This window comes from Nocardioides flavescens (assembly GCF_009823805.1).
GTDB classification, from domain to species: Bacteria; Actinomycetota; Actinomycetes; order Propionibacteriales; family Nocardioidaceae; genus Nocardioides; species Nocardioides flavescens.
In genome coordinates this window covers 328,128-345,901 of sequence record NZ_WUEK01000004.1, presented here as the reverse complement: position 1 = coordinate 345,901, position 17,774 = coordinate 328,128, and the positions used below count along the sequence as shown (strand labels likewise).

At 72.6% G+C, this 17,774-nt stretch carries 16 protein-coding genes; 6 read left to right on the top strand and 10 right to left on the bottom strand.

Annotated features, from left to right (window positions below):
- Window positions 1-39 precede the first annotated feature (39 nt).
- Window positions 40-1,233: an endonuclease/exonuclease/phosphatase family protein gene (locus tag GRQ65_RS23930; RefSeq protein WP_160877211.1), complete on the bottom strand. Its 1,194-nt coding sequence runs from the start codon at window positions 1,231-1,233 to the stop codon at window positions 40-42.
- A 125-nt stretch (window positions 1,234-1,358) separates the two neighbouring features.
- On the opposite strand from GRQ65_RS23930, the gene GRQ65_RS08655 reads away from it, so the two are divergent.
- Genes GRQ65_RS08655 through GRQ65_RS08640 form a run of 4 tightly spaced genes read left to right on the top strand, consistent with a single transcriptional unit; the run spans window position 1,359 to window position 4,678 of the window.
- Complete coding sequence (locus tag GRQ65_RS08655) at window positions 1,359-2,615, top strand: magnesium transporter MgtE N-terminal domain-containing protein (RefSeq protein WP_160877209.1); 1,257 nt, start codon at window positions 1,359-1,361, stop codon at window positions 2,613-2,615.
- On the top strand, window positions 2,608-3,141 hold the full coding sequence (locus GRQ65_RS08650) for a DUF1003 domain-containing protein (RefSeq protein WP_160877207.1): 534 nt from the start codon (window positions 2,608-2,610) through the stop codon (window positions 3,139-3,141). Before GRQ65_RS08655 ends, GRQ65_RS08650 begins: the two co-directional genes overlap by 8 nt.
- 34 nt (window positions 3,142-3,175) lie before the next feature.
- Complete coding sequence (locus tag GRQ65_RS08645) at window positions 3,176-4,336, top strand: Mrp/NBP35 family ATP-binding protein (RefSeq protein WP_160877205.1); 1,161 nt, start codon at window positions 3,176-3,178, stop codon at window positions 4,334-4,336.
- A gap of 9 nt (window positions 4,337-4,345) precedes the next feature.
- Window positions 4,346-4,678: a sec-independent translocase gene (locus GRQ65_RS08640; protein ID WP_160877203.1), complete on the top strand. Its 333-nt coding sequence runs from the start codon at window positions 4,346-4,348 to the stop codon at window positions 4,676-4,678.
- A gap of 26 nt (window positions 4,679-4,704) precedes the next feature.
- Here GRQ65_RS08640 and GRQ65_RS08635 read toward each other — a convergent pair whose 3' ends face one another.
- The gene (locus tag GRQ65_RS08635) at window positions 4,705-5,241 is read right to left on the bottom strand and encodes a hypothetical protein (RefSeq protein ID WP_160877201.1); all 537 of its coding nucleotides are present in this window, start codon (window positions 5,239-5,241) and stop codon (window positions 4,705-4,707) included.
- Between the two features lie 198 nt (window positions 5,242-5,439).
- On the opposite strand from GRQ65_RS08635, the gene GRQ65_RS08630 reads away from it, so the two are divergent.
- Window positions 5,440-6,039: a LysM peptidoglycan-binding domain-containing protein gene (locus tag GRQ65_RS08630; protein WP_160877199.1), complete on the top strand. Its 600-nt coding sequence runs from the start codon at window positions 5,440-5,442 to the stop codon at window positions 6,037-6,039.
- Window positions 6,036-6,575, top strand: a complete 540-nt coding sequence (locus tag GRQ65_RS08625; protein WP_160877197.1) for an Rv3235 family protein — start codon at window positions 6,036-6,038, stop codon at window positions 6,573-6,575. The genes GRQ65_RS08630 and GRQ65_RS08625 overlap by 4 nt, the downstream gene beginning before the upstream one ends.
- 22 nt (window positions 6,576-6,597) lie before the next feature.
- Here GRQ65_RS08625 and secA read toward each other — a convergent pair whose 3' ends face one another.
- From secA to mtrA, 8 genes are all read right to left on the bottom strand, one after another.
- The gene (gene secA, locus GRQ65_RS08620) at window positions 6,598-9,531 is read right to left on the bottom strand and encodes a preprotein translocase subunit SecA (protein ID WP_160877195.1); all 2,934 of its coding nucleotides are present in this window, start codon (window positions 9,529-9,531) and stop codon (window positions 6,598-6,600) included.
- A 105-nt stretch (window positions 9,532-9,636) separates the two neighbouring features.
- The gene (locus tag GRQ65_RS08615) at window positions 9,637-10,845 is read right to left on the bottom strand and encodes a winged helix-turn-helix domain-containing protein (RefSeq protein WP_337191578.1); all 1,209 of its coding nucleotides are present in this window, start codon (window positions 10,843-10,845) and stop codon (window positions 9,637-9,639) included.
- Window positions 10,846-11,092: 247 nt separating this feature from the next.
- Window positions 11,093-11,773, bottom strand: a complete 681-nt coding sequence (locus GRQ65_RS08610; protein WP_337191577.1) for a response regulator — start codon at window positions 11,771-11,773, stop codon at window positions 11,093-11,095.
- 153 nt (window positions 11,774-11,926) lie between these two features.
- Window positions 11,927-12,544 carry a ribosome hibernation-promoting factor, HPF/YfiA family gene (gene hpf / locus GRQ65_RS08605; RefSeq protein ID WP_160877191.1) on the bottom strand — a complete coding sequence of 206 codons (618 nt, stop codon included), beginning with the start codon at window positions 12,542-12,544 and terminating at the stop codon, window positions 11,927-11,929.
- Window positions 12,545-12,673: 129 nt separating this feature from the next.
- Complete coding sequence (locus GRQ65_RS08600; RefSeq protein WP_337191576.1) at window positions 12,674-13,444, bottom strand: ComF family protein; 771 nt, start codon at window positions 13,442-13,444, stop codon at window positions 12,674-12,676.
- A 126-nt stretch (window positions 13,445-13,570) separates the two neighbouring features.
- A complete protein-coding gene (locus tag GRQ65_RS08595) occupies window positions 13,571-15,331 on the bottom strand; it encodes an LpqB family beta-propeller domain-containing protein (protein ID WP_160877187.1) in 1,761 nt (586 codons plus the stop codon).
- Window positions 15,328-17,019 carry an MtrAB system histidine kinase MtrB gene (gene mtrB, locus GRQ65_RS08590; RefSeq protein WP_337191575.1) on the bottom strand — a complete coding sequence of 564 codons (1,692 nt, stop codon included), beginning with the start codon at window positions 17,017-17,019 and terminating at the stop codon, window positions 15,328-15,330. The genes GRQ65_RS08595 and mtrB overlap by 4 nt, the downstream gene beginning before the upstream one ends.
- A 19-nt stretch (window positions 17,020-17,038) precedes the next feature.
- Entirely contained in the window at window positions 17,039-17,752 is a 714-nt protein-coding gene (mtrA, locus tag GRQ65_RS08585; RefSeq protein WP_160877185.1) for an MtrAB system response regulator MtrA, read from the bottom strand.
- Window positions 17,753-17,774: the final 22 nt, after the last annotated feature.

Here is a 17,774-nt window from a genome sequence, read left to right as displayed (position 1 = left end):
ACAGGATTTCGTCCTTCCTCAACCACCGATGGCGTCGGGTCAGTCGGTGGTGGCGTCCTCGGAGGCCGTCGCGTCGTCCGAGGGCGTGGACGTGGTGCCGGGGATCGGCTCCTCGGGGATGTACGCCGTCGCGGAGACGTAGGGGTGGTCGCTGACGCGGCCCACGACGCCGCTGCTGACCGAGGCGAAGTCGGACCACTCGATGCCGGAGCCGAAGACCCAGTCGACGTCCATCCGCGCCGGGGGCGCGCAGCCGCCGTCCGCAGAGCCGCCGTTGGCTGCCGCGAGGTCGGTGCCGCCGACCAGGGGGCAGAGCGCCTCGGCCCGGTCGTTGAAGTCGCCGGTGAAGACCACCGGGGTGCCGTCGGCGCCGAGCTCGTTGGCGAGCTGGATCTCGAGCGAGATGGCCGCGGCGCGCCAGCGCGCGTTGTTGCCCCACCGCGGCGTGGTGGCCGGGTTGTGGGTGTTGAAGAACCACACCTCGCGCCCGGACTCGATGTTCTCGAGGCGGACGACGGGACGGCGGATGATCTGGCCGCCGAAGTAGGGGATGCCGATGCTGCGGGCCTCGACGAGGCTCCACACGTCGGGGTCCCAGGCGAGCGAGTTGCGGATCGAGCCGCGGTCGAGGGTGCGGCCGGGGTAGGCCTGCCAGCCCGACAGGCTGAGCATCCGGTCGTACTGCGGGTCCTCCAGCTCCTGGAAGCCGACGACCGAGGCTCCGGAGCCGGCGATCATCGACCAGGCCCAGCCCATCCGGGTGTCCCCCGACGCCCAGCCCTTGCGGTTGCCGCCGGAGGCGGTGTGGGAGGCGCCGAGCACGTTGAACGTCGCGACGCGGAACGTCGTCTCGTCGGCGAGCCCGCGGCGCAGCCACTCCACCGAGCGCTTGAGCCGCTTGGCGCCGACGACCTGCTGCGGCGGGACGTCCGAGACGACGGGGGTCGCGGGGGCGGTCGGGGTCGGCTCCGCGGCCGGCTCCTCCGAGCTCGGGAGGCGGTCGCCCACGTCGCCGGCGCCGGGGGTGTTCTCGTCCAGCACCGAGGGCGGCGGCGAGTCGAGACCCGAGAGGTCGGCCTCGATCGCGTCGGGCTTGCCGATCAGGCCGACGGCGCCGCCGACGAAGAGGGTCACGAACGCCACGACGACGACCACGGAGGCGACGACCTTGAGCCGGGCCAGTCGCGCGGCCCGGGGGCCGCGGGGCGGCGAGGTCGACGCGTGCTTCGACACCGTTGACGACCTCCCCGACGTGGTGGCCGGTCCCGTCCCGGCCTCGCTGGAGTTTACCGCGGGCACCCGCGTCTGTCCGGTCGTCGCGACGCCGACCGGGTGCGGGCCCCGGTAGCGTGCTGGTCGTGAGCACGGCCCCCTCCCGCGTGTACGCCGCCCGCCTGGTCGGCCTGCCGATCTTCGACCCCCAGGGGGACCAGGTCGGCAAGGTGCGCGACCTCGTGGTGGCGATCCGGTCGGAGTCGAGTCCGCCGCGCGTGCTGGGCCTGGTGGCGGAGGTCTTCGGCCGCCGTCGGATCTTCGTGCCGATGACCCGGGTGACCAACATCGACGCCGGGCAGGTCTACACGACCGGCCTGCTCAACATGCGCCGCTTCGAGCAGCGCTCGACCGAGACGCTGGTGATGGGCGAGCTGCTCGACCGCCAGGTCACCGTCACCCGCGGCGGGGCCAGCGGCACCGTGGGCACCATCTACGACGTCGCGATGGAGCAGGCGCGCAACCGCGACTGGGTGCTCTCGCGCATCGCCGTCCAGGAGCCGGCCAAGGCGCTGCGGCGCCGCGGCCAGACCCACGTCGTCGAGTGGGGCGAGGTGTCGGGGCTGACCCGGCCCGAGCCGAGCCAGGGCGCCACCCAGCTGATCCACGCCCTCAACGAGCTGCGCGCCGCCGACGCCGCGTCCGTGATCCACGACCTGCCGATGTCGCGCCGCGCCGCGGTCGTCGCCGCGCTCACCGACGAGCGCCTCGCCGACGTCCTCGAGGAGCTGCCCGAGGAGGACCAGGTCGAGATCCTGGGTCAGCTCGAGGGCGAGCGCGCCGCCGACGTCCTCGAGGAGATGGACCCCGACGACGCCGCCGACCTCATCGCCGAGCTGCCGCCCGAGACCGCGGAGCAGCTGCTCGAGCTGATGGAGCCCGACGACGCCGAGGACGTGCGTCGCCTGATGGCCTACGTCGACAACACCGCCGGCGCGATGATGACCTCCGAGCCGGTGATCCTCGGCCCCGACGCGACCGTCGCCGACGCACTCGCCCACGTGCGCAACCCCGACCTCACCCCCGCCCTGGCCGCACTGGTCTACGTCTGTCGTCAGCCGCTCGAGACGCCGACCGGTCGCTTCCTGGGGGTCGCGCACATCCAGCGGCTGCTGCGCGAGCCGCCCTCGACCCTGGTCGCCGGCGCGCTCGACGAGTCGATGCAGACCCTGCGCCCGGAGGCGACGATCGACGAGGTCGCGGCCCACCTGGCGACGTACAACCTGGTCGCGGCGCCGGTGATCGACGAGAACGGCCACCTCATCGGCGCGGTCACCGTCGACGACCTGCTCGACCACATGCTGCCGGAGAACTGGCGCGACCAGGCGGTGCGCCGTGGCTGATCGCAGCGCCCGGCCGGGTCGCCTCGACACCCCCCGCGAGGTCCGCCGCCCCCTGGTCAAGCGCCCGAGCTACGACACCGACCGCTTCGGCCGCTTCGCCGAGCAGTTCGCACGGTTCATGGGCACCGCGACGTTCCTGCTCTACATGACGCTGTTCGTCGTCGTCTGGATGGCCTGGAACGTCCTGGCGCCGCAGCACCTGCGCTTCGACGAGTTCCCCTTCATCTTCCTGACGCTCGCGCTGAGCCTGCAGGCGTCGTACGCCGCGCCGCTGATCCTGCTCGCCCAGAACCGTCAGGAGGCGCGCGACCGGGTGATCGCCGAGCAGGACCGGCAGGCGGACGCCCGGGCGCACGCCGACATGGAGTTCCTCGCCCGCGAGGTCGCGTCGCTGCGGATGGCGGTGGGCGAGGTCGCGACCCGTGACTTCCTGCGCTCCGAGCTGCGCTCGCTGCTGAGCGACCTCGACGAGCGCACAGAGGAGCGGCGTGACGCGTCAGACACCGACGGCGACGGCTCGGCGTAGGTTCGCCAGGGCCGAGCAACTAGGCTCGGACATCATGAGCAGTCCCCTCCTCGAGCAGGTCACCGCCGCCCTCGGCACCGTCAACGACCCCGAGATCAAGCGGCCGATCACCGAGCTGGGCATGGTGGACACCGTCCAGGTCGACGACGCGGGCGTCGTGCACCTGACCGTCCTGCTCACCGTGGCGGGCTGTCCGCTCAAGGACACCATCAACCGCGACGTCAACGCCGCCGTGCGCCGCGTCGACGGCATCACCGACGTCGACCTCACCCTCGGCGTGATGACCCCCGAGCAGCGCGCCGGCCTGAAGGAGACGCTCTCCGGCGGCCAGGCGCAGCGCGAGATCCTGTTCTCCCAGCCCGGCTCGCTCACCAAGGTCTTCGCGATCGCCTCCGGCAAGGGCGGCGTCGGCAAGTCGTCGGTCACGGTCAACCTCGCGCAGGCGATGGCGGCCCAGGGCCTCAAGGTCGGGATCGTCGACGCCGACATCTACGGCCACTCGGTCCCGGCCATGCTCGGCGTCGCCGACGCCCGCCCGACCCAGGTCGAGGACCTGATCATGCCGGTGCCGACCTCAAGCGGCGTCTCGGTCATCTCGATCGGCATGCTCAAGCCGCGCCGTGACCAGGTCGTCGCCTGGCGCGGCCCGATGCTCGACCGGGCGCTCGTGCAGATGCTCGCCGACGTCTACTGGGGCGACCTCGACGTGCTCCTGCTCGACCTGCCCCCGGGCACCGGCGACGTGGCGATCTCGCTCGGCCAGCACCTGCCGGGTGCCGAGGTCGTCGTCGTGACCACTCCGCAGGAGGCGGCCGCCGAGGTCGCGGAGCGCGCCGGCACGATGGCCTCGATGATGCACCAGCGCGTCGTCGGCGTCGTCGAGAACATGAGCTACCTCCCCTGCCCGCACTGCACCCCCGAGGGCAAGGAGCACCGCATCGAGCTGTTCGGCTCCGGCGGCGGCCAGCGGGTCGCCGAGACCCTCGGCCGGCGCTTCGGCTACGACGTCCCCGTGCTCGGCAGCATCCCCCTCGACGTCTCGCTGCGTGAGGGCGGCGACGTCGGCAAGCCGATCGTCGAGCACGACCCCACCGCTCCCGCGGCCGTCGTGCTGCGTGACGTCGCGACCCGGCTCGCCGGCCGCGGTCGCGGTCTGGCCGGGATGCAGCTCGGCCTCACTCCGGCCGGGCGGTAGGTTCGAGGCGTGTTCGGGATCGGACTGCCGGAGCTGGCGGTCATCGCACTGGTCGCTGTCCTCGTGTTCGGTCCTGACCGGCTGCCCGACATGGCGAAGCAGGCGGGCGCGATGCTGCGCAAGGCCCGCCAGTTCGCCAACGCCGCGCGCGACGAGCTGCGCGACGAGCTCGGGCCGGAGTACGCCGACCTCGAGCTGCGCGACCTCGACCCGCGCACGATCGTGCGCAAGCACATCATCGAGGCGATGAACGACGCCGAGGAGGACGCCAAGCCCAAGCGGCGCGGGCTGCGTCCGCTCAAGGACGGCGAGACCCCGCCGTACGACCTCGAGGCGACCTGAGGCTCCCGGCTCTCCGACCTCGGAGGTCAGCGCCGCGACTGCACCGCGGCGACGGCTCCGAAGGCCACCAGCACCTGCCGTCGCTGCTCACCCGAGCTGACCTCTACGAAGTCGGCGCCCACGCGCTCCAGCACGCCGTCGTGACGGCGACCGTCGACCACGTGGACCGAGCAGGGCTCGCCGCTCTCGGCCAGCCGTCGCAGGGCTCCCCCGACGCCGAGCCGCGTGAGCGGCGACCAGGCCACCTCCGGTAAGGAGCGCTCGGAGGCGCCGTGGACCGCGACCAGGGCCTCGAGCCGGACGATCCAGTCCTGACCGGCCCCGTGCAGCAGGCACCAGCCGGTGCCGACCCGTTCCAGGCGCCCCGCGACCGAACCGGTGCCCGACACCTCGAGCGTCACGTCGCGGTCGACGCTCGCCGCCAGCCGTGAGGCCAGCGTGACCTGCTGGTACTCCGCGCGGCTGCGGTCGGCGAGCTCCGGCTCACGCTCGGCGTCGTAGAGCGCTGCCGCCTGCCCTTCGAGGTCGTCGAGGTAGGCGAACAGCTCTTCCTCCCAGGCCACGCCTCGACCCTGGCACACCTCTTCCTCCCCGGGGCGGTAGTCACCGACGTTCTGGGGCCCTGAGACGCCTCTCAGACCCCCAGAACGTCGGTGAGTACGGATCCGGCGGCTGTGGACAACCGTTTGACGATGCCCATCGATCGGCGTTGACTGATGCAAACGCAAGCAAACGCATAGATCGGGACGAAGATGCATCGAGTGCGCTGCAGCCTGGTGGGGCTCGGCCTGACTACGGCGGCGGGCGGCCTCGTGCACCTGCTGGGCCGAGCGGCCCTGTCCCCAGCACCGCAGACAGCGGGCGACGCCGTCGTGCGGCTCTGCCTCGGGCTCCTGCTGGTGAGCACCGTGGGGGTCTGGTGCAGCAGCATCGCCGCGGTCGCCGAGGCCTGGCGAGGTGCCGGGCCGGCCCACACCCCGTCTCGCAGCGTCGTGCGCCGGCTGGTCCTCGCCGCGTGCGGCGTGGCCGTCGGCGCGGCTCTGCTGGCTCCGAGCGCGCAGGCCGCGCAGGCCCGGCCCCCCGCGGACCGGATCGCCGGGCTCCCGATGCCCGAGCGGGCGACAGACGGTCCGCACCGGTCCCGCACCGCCCCCGCTGACCCGATCGTCGTCCACGCCGGCGACACCCTCTGGCGCCTGGCCGCCGCGCGGCTGCCGCGCGACGCGTCCGACTCCGACGTCGATGCCGCCTGGCGTCGGCTCTACGCCGCCAACCGTGCGCTGATCGGCGCCGACCCCGACCTCGTCCACCCCGGGCTTCGGCTCACCGACCCCGGACCGTCCACCCAGGAGAAGCGATGACCGTCCACCGACTGCCCCACCACCGTGCCGACCGCACCGACGGGCGCACCGACGACTCCGTGCAGGGCGCGCTCGCGCTCGATCTCGGCCGCCGCGACCGTCCTCTGCCGCGCCCGCTCGCCGACGTGATCGGGATCGACACCCACGTCGACACCCAGGTCGACGCAGCGACGCGACGCGGGCTCGACGCGTGGGTCCAGCGCTTCGTGCAGGCCACGGTCGAAGTCGTAGGCGGCGACCGGCCGGTCACCCAACTGCTGCGCTGGTCGACCTCCGAGGTCTACGCCGACCTGCAGCGCCGCGCCCAGCTCGTCGCTCGGGCGGGCGGCCACGACGCCGGTCAGGAGCGGGTGCAGCCGGTCCGGCCCCACGTCGCCTCCGTGCGGACGTCGTTCGTAGGCCCGCGGGTCGTCGAGGCCAGCGCCCGCGTCCGCTACGGCGAGCGGTCACGAGCGCTGGCACTGCGCTTCGAGCGCCGGGTCTCGCGCCGCGACGGCGCTCGGCACTGGGTCTGCGTCGCGGTGGAGTTCGCCTGAGCGAGCCCCGGCCCGCGGTGGCTCAGCCGCCGGCGGCGCGGGCGGTCAGCCCGGTGGGACCACCGGGGCGGCCGTGGCACTGCTTGTACTTCTTGCCCGAGCCGCAGGGGCACTGCGCGTTGCGACCCACCTTGGCGAACGGGTCGTCGGTCGCCGACGCTTCGCTGCGCACCTCGGCCTCGCCGTCCTCCGACGGCGCGGAGTAGCTCAGCTTCTGCGGCGGACGCGGGGCGTCGAGTCCCTTGGCCTTGACCTGCGGGGTGCGCGCGAACGCCGCGGTCGGGTCCTCGAGCTCCTCGTTGGGCGACTCGGCCGGACCGGAGGCGATCTGCGGGTCATCCGCCGAGACCTCGTCGTCGGCGTCGTCGGAATCGGCGGCGTCGGAGTCGTCCTCGACGAAGTCGCCGATGGTGCGACGCAGGGGCTCCTCGACCTCGATCTCCGGCTCGTCGTCGTCATCGTCCTCGACGGTGACCTCGAGGTTGAACAGGAAGCCGACGGCCTCCTCCTTGATGCCGTCCATCATCGCCGCGAACATGTCGAAGCCCTCACGCTGGTACTCCACGAGCGGGTCGCGCTGGGAGTAGGCGCGCAGGTAGATGCCCTCGCGCAGGTAGTCCATCTCGTAGAGGTGCTCGCGCCACTTCCGGTCGAGCACCGAGAGCAGCACGCGACGCTCCAGCTCACGCATGACCTCCTCGCCGACCTCCTGCTCGCGCGCGTCGTACGCCGCCTGCGCGTCCTTCTGCAGCGTGGCGATGAGCTCCTCGCGGTCGATGCCGGCGAGCCCGCCGGCGTCCGCCACGAGCTGCTCGCGGTCGACGGTCACCGGCCAGATCTGGCGCAGGTCGGTCCACAGCTGCTCGAGGTCCCACTCCTCCGGGAACTCCTGGGTCGCTTCCGTGACGACGCCGGTCACGACGTCGTCGATGAACGTGCGGACCTGGTCCTCGATGTCCGCACCCTCGAGCACCTCGCGGCGCTCGCTGTAGATCACCTTGCGCTGGCGGTCCATGACGTCGTCGTACTTGAGGACGTTCTTGCGGGACTCGAAGTTCTGCGACTCGACCTGGCCCTGGGCGTTGGCGATCGCGTTGGTGACCCGCTTGTTCTCGATCGGGACGTCGTCGGGGATCTTCAGCGCGGTCAGCACGCGGTCGACCCAGTCGGACTTGAACAACCGCATCAGCTCGTCCTGCAGCGACAGGTAGAACCGGGACTCCCCCGGGTCGCCCTGACGGCCGGAGCGACCACGCAGCTGGTTGTCGATGCGGCGCGACTCGTGACGCTCGGTGCCGACGACGTAGAGACCGCCGAGCTCCTTGACCTCGTCGTGCTCGCGAGCGACCTGCTCCTTGACCTTCGCGAGGGTCTCGGGCCAGGCGGCGTCGTACTCCTCGGGGGTCTCGACCGGGTCGAGACCGCGCTCGCGCAGCTGCTGGTCGGCCAGGAACTCCGTCGAGCCACCGAGCATGATGTCGGTGCCTCGACCGGCCATGTTGGTCGCGACGGTGACCGCGCCGCGGTGGCCCGCGACGGCGACGACCTTCGCCTCGTCGGCGTGGTACTTCGCGTTGAGGACGGTGTGCGGGACGCCGAGCTTCTTCAGCTTGTCGGACAGGTGCTCGGACTTCTCGACCGAGACCGTGCCGACGAGGACCGGCTGGCCCTTCTCGTGGCGCTCGCGGATGTCCTCGACGACGGCGTCGTACTTCGCCTCCTCGGTGCGGTAGACGAGGTCGGGCATGTCCTTGCGGGCCATCGGCTTGTTGGTCGGGATCGGGACCACGCCGAGCTTGTAGATCTTGTCGAACTCGCTGGCCTCGGTCATCGCCGTGCCGGTCATCCCGGACAGCTTGTCGTAGAGGCGGAAGTAGTTCTGCAGGGTCACCGTGGCGAGGGTCTGGTACTCCTCGCGGACCTGCACGCCCTCCTTGGCCTCGATGGCCTGGTGGAGGCCGTCGTTGTAGCGACGCCCGGCGAGCATGCGGCCGGTGTGCTCGTCGACGATGAGCACCTCGCCCTGCATGACGACGTACTCCTTGTCCTTGCGGAACAGCTCCTTGGCCTTGATGGAGTTGTTGAGGAAGGAGATGAGCGGGGTGTTGACCGACTCGTAGAGGTTCTCGATGCCGAGGTGGTCCTCGACCTTGGTGATGCCGGGCTCGAGCACGGAGATCGTGCGCTTCTTCTCGTCGACCTCGTAGTCGACGTCCAACTCGAGGCGGCGGGCGATCTTGGCGAACTCGCCGTACCACTTCACCTCGTCCTGCGTCGGGCCGCTGATGATCAGCGGGGTGCGGGCCTCGTCGATGAGGATCGAGTCGACCTCGTCGACGACCGCGAAGTTGTGACCGCGCTGCACGCACTCCTCGATCGAGCCCGCCATGTTGTCGCGCAGGTAGTCGAAGCCGAGCTCGTTGTTGGTGCCGTAGGTGATGTCGCAGTTGTACGCCGCGCGCCGCTCGTCGGGGCGCATCTCGGGCAGGATCACGCCGACGGTGAGCCCGAGGAAGTGGTGGACGCGGCCCATCATCTCGGACTGGTACTTCGCGAGGTAGTCGTTGACCGTGACGACGTGGACGCCCTTGCCCGACAGGGCGTTGAGGTAGGACGGGAGCACGGCGACGAGGGTCTTGCCCTCACCGGTCTTCATCTCGGCGATGTTGCCGAGGTGGAGCGCCGCCCCGCCCTGGATCTGCACGTCGAACGGGCGCATGCCCAGGACCCGTCGCGCCGCCTCGCGCACGGTGGCGAACGCCTCCGGCATGAGGTCGTCGAGCTCCTCGCCCTTCGCGAGCCGCTCGCGGAACTCGGCGGTCATGCCCTGCAGCTCCTCGTCGCTCATCGCGACGAAGTCGTCCTCGATCGCGTTGACCGCGTCGGAGATGGACTGGAGCTGACGCAGGATCTTGCCCTCGCCGATGCGGAGGAGCTTGTCGAGGATGGCAGGCACGGTGGTGTGGCTCCTGGGTGGGTCTGGGTCGGCGCCGGAGGCGCGCGCGGTGTGGGCGGAGTACGCCGTCGTCCATCGTAACGGCCGGCGCGGCCGGGACGTTCCTCAGCGGAGCCCGGCCGGCTCCCGGGCGAGCTCGCGGGCCAGCTCGGCGGCCAGGTCGCCGCGCGGCTCGGTCACGACGTCGTCGAGGCCGAGCCAGCCGGCGAGGGTGCGCAGCTCGGCGGCCATCTGCTCGGCGGTGTCGGGCGGGGCGCCGTCCTCGGCCCACGCCGAGCGCACCAGCAGCCGCCCGCTCGGCCGGTCGGCCTTGAGGTCGGCCCGGCCGACGAGCTCGTCCCGCAGCAGGAACGGCAGCACGTAGTAACCGTGGACCCGCTGCTCCGGCGGGGTGTAGATCTCGATGCGGTAGTGGAAGTCGAAGAGCCGCTCGGTGCGCTCGCGCAGCCACACCACCGGGTCGAACGGGCTCAGGAACGCCCGGGCCCCGACGCGGCGCGGCCGGCGCGCGTCACGGTGCAGCCACGCCTCGCGCGGCCAGCCCTCGACCCGCACCGTCACGAGCTCGCCCTCCTCGACGAGGCTGTCGACCGCGACCCGCGCCGGCGCCTGGAGCATGCGGTGGTAGTCCGCGAGACAGCGCAGGGTCGCCACCCCGTGGGAGCGCGCGGCCCGGCGCACGAGCTCGCGGTCGGCCTCCTCGCGACTCGGCGTCGGCGCGGCCAGCACCTCGGGCGGCAGGACCCGCTCGGGCAGGTCGTAGCGGACCTCGAACTGGCTCGTGCGCCCGGCGATCGCGAGCTCGCCCGCCATGTAGAGGTAGTCGAGGGCCTTGCGCGCCTCCGACCAGTTCCAGCCCCAGTGCTCGCGCGAGCGCGGCGCCCCGTCGTCGAGCTCACGGGCGGTGCTCGCCCCGCGCGCCGCGACCTCGGCCAGGACGCGCTGGACGACCCGGTCGTCGTCGGCCTTGAGCCACTTGCCGCGCTGGGCGCGGTAGGTCGCCATCCGGTGCTGCATCACCGGCCACAGCTCGACCGGCATGAGCGCCTGCACGTGGGCCCAGTACTCCACGAGCCGGCGCGGACGCCGCTCGGCGGCCCGGTGCAGCAGCGCCGTGTCGTAGGGCCCCATCCGGGAGTAGAGCGGCACGTAGTGCGCCCGCTGCAGCACGTTGACCGAGTCGACCTGCAGCAGGCCCGTGCGCTCGAGGGTGCGCGCGAAGGTGCGCATCGTCGGCGTCGTGTGGCGCGGGTCGAGGAACCCCTGCGCGGCCAGCGCGATCCGCCGGGCCTGAGGCCGGGTCAGCGTGTCCACGACTCTCACCCAACCACCCCGCACCGACATGGCGCACCGACGCGGCGTCCGCTCGGTGGTTGAGGAAGGACGGAGTCCTGTCTCGAAACCACGTGCCGAGCCGAGGGTGGTTTCGAGACGGCGCTGGCGCGCCTCCTCAACCAGCGGTGGTCCCGTCCCGCTGCCAGCGCGGCAACACGAGACCGTCCTGCCCAGTTCGGGCGGCCGGGGACGGGCCCGGAGACTCGACCACCAGGGCGGCCAGCCCCTACGGCAGATCGAGCAGCTTCTCCTTGACGGCGTACATGACCGCCTCCATCCGCGAGTGGAGCTGGAGCTTCTCGAGGATGTTGCGCACGTGGTTCTTCACGGTGTTCTCGGAGATGAACAGGTCGCGGGCGATCTCGCGGTTGTTCATGCCCTTGGCGACCAGGCGCAGCACCTCGAGCTCGCGGTCGGTGAGCCGCAGGCCGGGGACGTGCTCGCGCTCGGGGCGCGACATCTGCTTGAACTCGTCGATCAGCTTGACCGCCATCGACGGGCTGATCAGCGACTGGCCGTCGGCGACGACGCGGATCGCCTGGGCGACCTCCTCGATCGAGGAGTCCTTGAGCAGGTAGCCCGAGGCGCCGCTCTTGACCGCCTCGTAGAGGTCGGCCTCCTCGTCGGAGACGGTGAGGATGATGATCTTGGCCGACGGGACGGCCTCCTTGATGGCCAGGCACGCCTCGATGCCGGAGCGCTTCGGCATCCGGATGTCCAGCAGCACCACGTCGGGCGCGGCGGTGGCCGCGAGGCTGGTGCCCTCCAGGCCGTCGCCGGCCTCGCCGACGACCTCGACGCCCGGCTCGGCGGCGAGGAGCATCGTCAGCCCGCGCCGGAAGAGCTCCTGGTCGTCCACGACCAGCACCCGGATGGGCTCCGGGTCCCCGTTCTTGGTGTCCACCACGGTCGCATCATGACACGTTCGGACGATCTCCCGGGCACAGATGAGCCATGCGGCCCATGCGAGGGGTGGCCCGCACGGGCCAGGTGCGCGGCCATCGGGCGTGGCCCCGGCCCGAGCGGGTCGGGCCGGGGCACGCCGATGGTGCCGGGGCGCTCAGCTCAGGTCGAGCGAGATCACGCCGTAGTCGTAGCCCTTGCGGCGGTAGACCACCGAGGGCCGCTCGCTCTCCTTGTCGACGAAGAGGTAGAAGTCGTGCCCGACGAGCTCCATCTCGTAGAGCGCCTGGTCGAGCGTCATCGCGGTGGCGGGGTGGGTCTTCTCCCGGACCACCAGCGGACCGTCACCCGTCACCTCGATCGGGCCGACCTGGTGCACCGCGTCCGTGCCGTCGGACTCGCTGTCGACGAGGTCCGCGGGGGCGAGGTCGGCGAGCGCCTGCCCGACGGAGACCGGCGCGTGGCGACCGTGGCTCACGCGACGGCGGTCGGAGGCGCGGCGCATCTGCGCCGCCATCTTGTCCAGGGCCATGTCGAGCGCGGCCATCTTGTCGGCCGCGCAGGCCTCGGCTCGGATGACGGGGCCCTTCGAGAACGCCGTGAGCTCCAGGCGTACAGCGCGGTCGCGCTGCCTGGGGTTGGCCTCGCAGTCGAGCTCGACCGCGACCCGCATGATGCGGTGGTCGTGCTTCTCGAGCCGCGTGAGCTTCTCCTCGACGTGACTGCGGTACCTCTCGGTGATCTCGCAGTGCCGACCGGTGACGACGACGTCCATCCGAACCTCCCTGTGCGCAGGTGTACCTGTCTCTGGTTGGTCAGGAGTGCCCCGGAGACCCCGGAGACGCAGAAGGCCCGGGGTGGTGTCCCCCGGGCCCGCTCGTCACGTGCACTCCATGCAGAGACGTTAGTCGTTGCCCGGCAGGGGCGGAAGGTGATCGGCTGACAATCGGCTGTGAAGACCGGTCCACCCGCCCGATCCTGGCGCGGCACGCAGGGGCGTGGCCGCGACGGCCGCCACGCGGGCGACGGGCACGCCGACCGCCTCCAGCGCCCGTTGTGCCTCGCGTGCCGTGGAGCCCGTGGTGAGGACGTCGTCGCACACCACGACCGTGGCGCGGGGCGTGTGCGTGGCGAGGCGGTGCACGCCGGGACTCGGGCAGTGCATCGACCCGGCGAGGTTGGCGCCCCGAGCCGCGGCGTCGAGCCCGGCCTGGTCGGCCACGCCGGACCGCAGCCTCAGCAGGCGGGCGACGCGGATGTCGAGGACCGGTCGCAACAGCCGCGCGGTCCGCTCGGCGAGCGCCGTCGTGTGGTCGTGGCCGCGCGCCCGCACGCTCGAGCGGCGCGACGGCACGGGGACGAGCACGACGGGGTGACCGGAGACCGGCAGGTCGGTGGCGACCGCCAGGGCCAGCAGGTGCGCGAGGGGGCGCACCAGCGCCAGGAGACGGTGCTCCTTGAGGCCGACGACGAGGGCGCGCACGGTCGCGGAGTACGGCGCGGCCGCCCACGGCTCGACGAGCCCGGGCGGCACGGGGGTGGGCCACGCGACGTAGGGCGTCCGCGGCAGGTCGGCCGCACACGCCCGGCACAGCAGCCGGCCCGGCACGGAGCACCCGAGGCAGTGGCTGCCCAGCAGCAGGTCGCGCGCCCCGTCGCCCACTCCACCGCTCACCCCACCCCTCACCCAGCCCGCCGCCACCGGACCAGTCCACCCCGGCTGCCGCGACCGCGAGGTGTGCCGGGACGCACCTGTGGAGGGCGGCGGCCGAGGGGCCACCTGTGGACGGCAGCAGGACTGCTATCCCACGTAGTCGATCCCCGTGACGCTCGGGTCGACCTCGATGGTGTTGGCCCGCGGGCCGGCGAGGTCGCTGAGCGCACCCTGCGCGACGGCGTACTCGCGGTCACCCGGCACGGGCGTGCCGGCGAGGCCCCTGATGTCGCGGTCGAGGGTGACCGCCACGGCGTCGGGGCCGACCGGCGAGCCGTCGACGGAGGCGGTGCGGACCTGGAACAGACGACGACTGACGGGGTGGAGCACCAGCAGGCTGGTGGGCGAGCGCCAGGCGACGGCCCGGATGGTGCTGTCGAAGTCGGTGCCCTCGGTGACCGATACCGCGGGCAGCGCGCGGACGACCCGGCCCTCGCCGCTGGTGAGGATGCGGCTGACCAGGAGCGCGTCGGTGTCGGGCGCGACCCGCACGACCGCGACCAGTCGCGACCCGTCGCGCGAGACGAGGAACCCCTTGACGTCGGCGCCGCTGATGCCGGGCACGTCCAGGGTGCGGACCCGGCCGCCCTGGACGTAGGACACCACCGAGCCCGACGAGCGGCGGTCGACGAGCCAGAGCCGGTCGGCGAAGTCCCAGGCCGGGTCGAGGAAGTCCTCCCCCGTCCCCACCCGCGTGACCGTCTGGTCGTCACCACCGGCCCGCACCGGGCCCACCAGCACCTCGGTGCCGGACTCGGAGACGACGGCCGCCTGCGTCGCCGCCATGTTGGGGCTCGCGGCCCGCAGCGCGTAGTCGCCCGAGCCGAACGGGCCGCTCACGTCGGCGAGGTCCTCGGGCGTGCCGCTCGCCAGGGCGCCGTCGCGCAGTCCGAAGAGCTGCGTGCTCGCGCCGGCGACGTACGGCGCGTAGGCCGCCCCGAGGTCGGTGCTGAACGTCGTCGACTGGTCGGGCAGCTGCACCGGACGCCCCCCGATCGAGACCCGGAACGCCTCGATGCTGGGGTCCTGGCGCAAGGTCCACGCCAGCTGCGCGACCAGCAGCTCGGCTTCGGCGGGTGGCGGCATCAGGTCGTCACCGGCGTCGTTGGCGAGGTCGAGCTGGGCGACGCCGGCCGAGGAGACCGACACCGAGACGAGGGAGCGGAGGTCGGAGGGGAGGAAGGTGAGCTCGGCGGACGACATGGCGGTCGAGGGGCCCGAGAGTAGGCCGTCGACGAGCGCCGAGGCCAGCTGGCGTCCGCGGGGGACGAAGACCGGCTCGGGCACCAGGATGGTGGCGGAGGGGTCGTAGAAGTAGAGCGAGGCCTGGCGGAACCGCGCCTCGAACCACGACTGCGGCACGATCAGGGCGTCGGGCGGGTCGGTGATGCGCCACTGGCCGTCCTGCAGCCCCACCGAGAACTCCAGGGTCGACGCGCCCGGGCTGAGCGCGCCCAGCCAGGCGCCGCGTGCGTCGGTGCGGTGCGCGTCGCCGAGCGTCACGTCCACGGACTGCTGGCCCACGGCGCCGCGGGCGGTCGCGGTCGCGTAGATGATCGTCTGGGTGGGCTTCCAGTTGGCCGCGGCCTCGGTGGTCAGGAACTCGCGGGCCACCGACGTCGTGATCGCGGGGGTCGCGGTCATCGCCTCGAGGAAGCCGCGCACGATCGCCTCGGGCGGGTCGTCGACACCGGGCCGACGCGGGTTGATGTTGACGGCCCGGTCCTGGCTCTGGGTGCCGGTGCTGCCCGTCTCGGTGACCGGCCCGCTGGTCGGCATGCCGACCACGCAGCCGGTCAGCAGCACGACGCACCCGACCAGGACCAGCAGGGTCCACAGCCGCCTCATCCCACCGGCTCCTTCGCGTCCTCGGGCACCAGCGGCAGCGGGCTCTGGCGCAGCGGTGCCTGCACGTGGCGGGGCAGGGTCAGGCGGAACTGCGAGCCCTCGCCCGGGCGTCCCCACGCCTGCAGCCAGCCGCCGTGCAGGTGGGTGTCCTCGAGCGAGATCGACAGCCCCAGTCCCGTGCCGCCGCTGGTGCGGGCCCGGGCGGGGTCGGCGCGCCAGAACCGGTTGAAGACCATCGCCGACTCCCCCGGCTGCAGGCCGACGCCGTAGTCGCGCACCGCGATCGCCGCGGCCTGCTCGTCGGCCGCGACCCGCAGCACCACGCGCACCGGCGCCACCGCGTCGCCCTCCGCCGGCGCCGCCGCCCCGCGCGGCCGGTCCGGGCGGGCGTGGTCGATGGCGTTGGTGACGAGGTTGCGCACGACCCGCTCGACCCGGCGCACGTCGGCCTCCGCCAGGCAGGGATGACCCGGTGCGTGCACCTCGAGGTGCACGTCGCGCTGGGCGGCCAGCGGCCGGGTCGCGTCGACCACCCGGTGCGCGACGTCGACGAGGTTGACGTCGTCGGTCTCGAGCACCGCCGCGCCCGCGTCGAAGCGGCTGATCTCCAGCAGGTCGGTGAGCAGCGTCTCGAACCGGTCGAGCTCGGTCTGCAGCAGCTCGGCCGCGCGGGCCGTCGCCGGGTCGAAGTCCTCGCGGGCGTCGTGGAGCACGTCGCCGGCCATCCGCACCGTCGTCAGCGGGGTGCGCAGCTCGTGCGAGACGTCGGAGACGAAGCGGCGCTGCACCCGGCTGAGCTCCTCGAGCTGGCGGATCTGGCGTTGCAGGTTGGACGCCATCTGGTTGAACGACGTCGCCAGCCGGGCCAGGTCGTCCTCACCGCTCACCCGCAGCCGCTCCTGCAGCCGACCGGCGGCCAGCCGCTCCGCGACCTGCCGGGCCAGCCGCACCGGGGTGACGACCTGGCGGGTGACCAGCCAGCTGACGCCGGCGATCAGCACGAGCAGCAGCCCGCCGGCGTACAGCAGCGCGCGGGTGACCAGCCCCATCGTCTGGGCCTGCTCGTCGAGCGGGAAGAGGAAGTAGATCGTGTAGCTGCTGCCGTCGGCGGGCAGCTGCACCTGGGACCCGACGGCGATGCCGGGCTCCTCCCGGACGACGCGGCCGTCGGCGTCGGTGGTGCTGATGGTGGTGTAGGTCCAGGCCAGGCGGCTCGTGGGCTGGTCGAACCGCTCCTCGAGGTCGCGGGGCACGCTGCTGAGGTCGAGCAGCGGGCTCGACTCGGTGCCGCCCTCGGCGATGCGCCCGCCCTCGCCGACCGGCCCGACCACGACGACGCCGTAGCCGCGGGTCAGCCCGCGGGAGATGATCAGGTCGACGAGGTCGCGCCGCTGGACGGACGGGTCGGCGTCGAGGCCGGAGGCCGACTCGAGCGAGGCCGTCGCCTCGGCCACCTCGTCGGCGACCTCGGACGTCACCGCCCCGACCCGCTGGTCGAGCAGGCCCTCGCGGGTCTGCTGCAGCAGCAACCACCCGACGGCGCAGATCACGGCGGTCGAGAGCAGCAGGGTGCTGGCCACCACGCGTGCCTGAACAGAACGCCGCCAGAAGGTCAGCCCGCGGCGCAGGGCGCCGGGCAGCCGGAGCCGTCGGCGGCCGGCGCGCTCGATCACCGCGCGGTTCAGCACCGGTCCACCCCCGACCGGGTCAGGCCGTGCCGGCCTTGTAGCCGACACCCCGCACGGTCAGGACGATCTCGGGGTTCTCGGGGTCGTGCTCGACCTTGGAGCGCAGCCGCTGCACGTGCACGTTGACCAGTCGGGTGTCCGCCGCGTGGCGGTAGCCCCAGACCTGCTCGAGGAGCACCTCGCGGGTGAACACCTGCCACGGCTTGCGCGCCAGGCAGACCAGCAGGTCGAACTCCAGGGGGGTCAGGCTGATCGGCTCGCCCGCCCGGGTCACCGCGTGGCCCGCGACGTCGATGGACAGATCACCGATGGCCAGCGACTCCTGCGCCTCGCGGTCGTTGCGGCGCACGCGGGCGCGGATGCGCGCGACGAGCTCCTTGGGCTTGAACGGCTTGACGACGTAGTCGTCGGCCCCGGACTCGAGCCCGACGACCACGTCGACCGTGTCGCCCTTGGCGGTCAACATGACGATCGGCACGCCGGACTCGGCGCGGATCTCCTTGCAGACGTCGATGCCGTCCTTGCCGGGCAGCATCAGGTCGAGCAGGACGACGTCGGGGCGGTAGTCGTGGAACGCCTCGATGGCCTGGTCGCCCCGGGTCACCACGCGGCCGTCGAAGCCCTCCTGGCGCAGCACGATGGTCAGCATCTCGGCGAGGGAGGCGTCGTCGTCGACGACGAGCACGCGCCCCTTCGGCGCGAGGTCGCTCGCGCCGTCCGCCAGGTCCACCATGCCCTCAAGTCTGCCGCACGGG

Coding starts and splice junctions, on each gene's coding strand:
- hpf (WP_160877191.1), bottom strand. CDS start 12,544: ATGGACGTCGTCGTCACCGGTCGGCACTGCGAGATCACCGAGAGGTAC.
- mtrA (WP_160877185.1), bottom strand. CDS start 17,752: ATGGTGGACCTGGCGGACGGCGCGAGCGACCTCGCGCCGAAGGGGCGC.
- GRQ65_RS08595 (WP_160877187.1), bottom strand. CDS start 15,331: ATGAGGCGGCTGTGGACCCTGCTGGTCCTGGTCGGGTGCGTCGTGCTG.
- GRQ65_RS08625 (WP_160877197.1), top strand. CDS start 6,036: ATGACCGTCCACCGACTGCCCCACCACCGTGCCGACCGCACCGACGGG.
- GRQ65_RS08645 (WP_160877205.1), top strand. CDS start 3,176: ATGAGCAGTCCCCTCCTCGAGCAGGTCACCGCCGCCCTCGGCACCGTC.